This window comes from Paenibacillus xylanilyticus, from assembly GCF_013359935.1.
Lineage (GTDB): Bacteria > Bacillota > Bacilli > Paenibacillales > Paenibacillaceae > Paenibacillus > Paenibacillus xylanilyticus.
Map to the genome: position 1 here is coordinate 1 of NZ_JABMCB010000087.1, position 1,550 is coordinate 1,550.

Annotated in this window: 3 protein-coding genes; 1 reads left to right on the top strand and 2 read right to left on the bottom strand. The window is 43.4% G+C overall.

All coding sequences use genetic code 11. The features are described 5' to 3' along the window. Nucleotides 1–53 precede the first annotated feature (53 nt). Complete coding sequence (locus HP552_RS00715) at nt 54–254, bottom strand: antirestriction Ral family protein (protein ID WP_000213975.1); 201 nt, start codon at nt 252–254, stop codon at nt 54–56. A gap of 272 nt (nt 255–526) precedes the next feature. Here HP552_RS00715 and HP552_RS00720 point away from each other — a divergent pair, with 272 nt between their 5' ends. Beyond that, the gene (locus HP552_RS00720) at nt 527–1,003 is read left to right on the top strand and encodes a superinfection exclusion B family protein (protein ID WP_137545608.1); all 477 of its coding nucleotides are present in this window, start codon (nt 527–529) and stop codon (nt 1,001–1,003) included. Here the strand turns inward: HP552_RS00720 and HP552_RS00725 are convergent, their stop codons facing one another. Continuing rightward, nucleotides 1,004–1,327: an antitermination protein N gene (locus HP552_RS00725; protein ID WP_001564525.1), complete on the bottom strand. Its 324-nt coding sequence runs from the start codon at nt 1,325–1,327 to the stop codon at nt 1,004–1,006. Nucleotides 1,328–1,550 lie beyond the last annotated feature (223 nt).

Here is a 1,550-nt window from a genome sequence, read left to right on the forward strand (position 1 = left end):
AATACACAGTGCAGTGTTTATTCTGTTATTTATGCCAAAAATAAAGGCCACTATCAGGCAGCTTTGTTGTTCTGTTTACCAAGTTCTCTGGCAATCATTGCCGTCGTTCGTATTGCCCATTTATCGACATATTTCCCATCTTCCATTACAGGAAACATTTCTTCAGGCTTAACCATGCATTCCGATTGCAGCTTGCATCCATTGCATCGCTTGAATTGTCCACACCATTGATTTTTATCAATAGTCGTAGTCATACGGATAGTCCTGGTATTGTTCCATCACATCCTGAGGATGCTCTTCGAACTCTTCAAATTCTTCTTCCATATATCACCTTAAATAGTGGATTGCGGTAGTAAAGATTGTGCCTGTCTTTTAACCACATCAGGCTCGGTGGTTCTCGTGTACCCCTACAGCGAGAAATCGGATAAACTATTACAACCCCTACAGTTTGATGAGTATAGAAATGGATCCACTCGTTATTCTCGGACGAGTGTTCAGTAATGAACCTCTGGAGAGAACCATGTATATGATCGTTATCTGGGTTGGACTTCTGCTTTTAAGCCCAGATAACTGGCCTGAATATGTTAATGAGAGAATCGGTATTCCTCATGTGTGGCATGTTTTCGTCTTTGCTCTTGCATTTTCGCTAGCAATTAATGTGCATCGATTATCAGCTATTGCCAGCGCCAGATATAAGCGATTTAAGCTAAGAAAACGCATTAAGATGCAAAACGATAAAGTGCGATCAGTAATTCAAAACCTTACAGAAGAGCAATCTATGGTTTTGTGCGCAGCCCTTAATGAAGGCAGGAAGTATGTGGTTACATCAAAACAATTCCCATACATTAGTGAGTTGATTGAGCTTGGTGTGTTGAACAAAACTTTTTCCCGATGGAATGGAAAGCATATATTATTCCCTATTGAGGATATTTACTGGACTGAATTAGTTGCCAGCTATGATCCATATAATATTGAGATAAAGCCAAGGCCAATATCTAAGTAACTAGATAAGAGGAATCGATTTTCCCTTAATTTTCTGGCGTCCACTGCATGTTATGCCGCGTTCGCCAGGCTTGCTGTACCATGTGCGCTGATTCTTGCGCTCAATACGTTGCAGGTTGCTTTCAATCTGTTTGTGGTATTCAGCCAGCACTGTAAGGTCTATCGGATTTAGTGCGCTTTCTACTCGTGATTTCGGTTTGCGATTCAGCGAGAGAATAGGGCGGTTAACTGGTTTTGCGCTTACCCCAACCAACAGGGGATTTGCTGCTTTCCATTGAGCCTGTTTCTCTGCGCGACGTTCGCGGCGGCGTGTTTGTGCATCCATCTGGATTCTCCTGTCAGTTAGCTTTGGTGGTGTGTGGCAGTTGTAGTCCTGAACGAAAACCCCCCGCGATTGGCACATTGGCAGCTAATCCGGAATCGCACTTACGGCCAATGCTTCGTTTCGTATCACACACCCCAAAGCCTTCTGCTTTGAATGCTGCCCTTCTTCAGGGCTTAATTTTTAAGAGCGTCACCTTCATGGTGGTCAGTGCGTCCTGCTGATG

Coding starts and splice junctions, on each gene's coding strand:
- HP552_RS00720 (WP_137545608.1), top strand. CDS start 527: ATGATCGTTATCTGGGTTGGACTTCTGCTTTTAAGCCCAGATAACTGG.
- HP552_RS00715 (WP_000213975.1), bottom strand. CDS start 254: ATGACTACGACTATTGATAAAAATCAATGGTGTGGACAATTCAAGCGA.
- HP552_RS00725 (WP_001564525.1), bottom strand. CDS start 1,327: ATGGATGCACAAACACGCCGCCGCGAACGTCGCGCAGAGAAACAGGCT.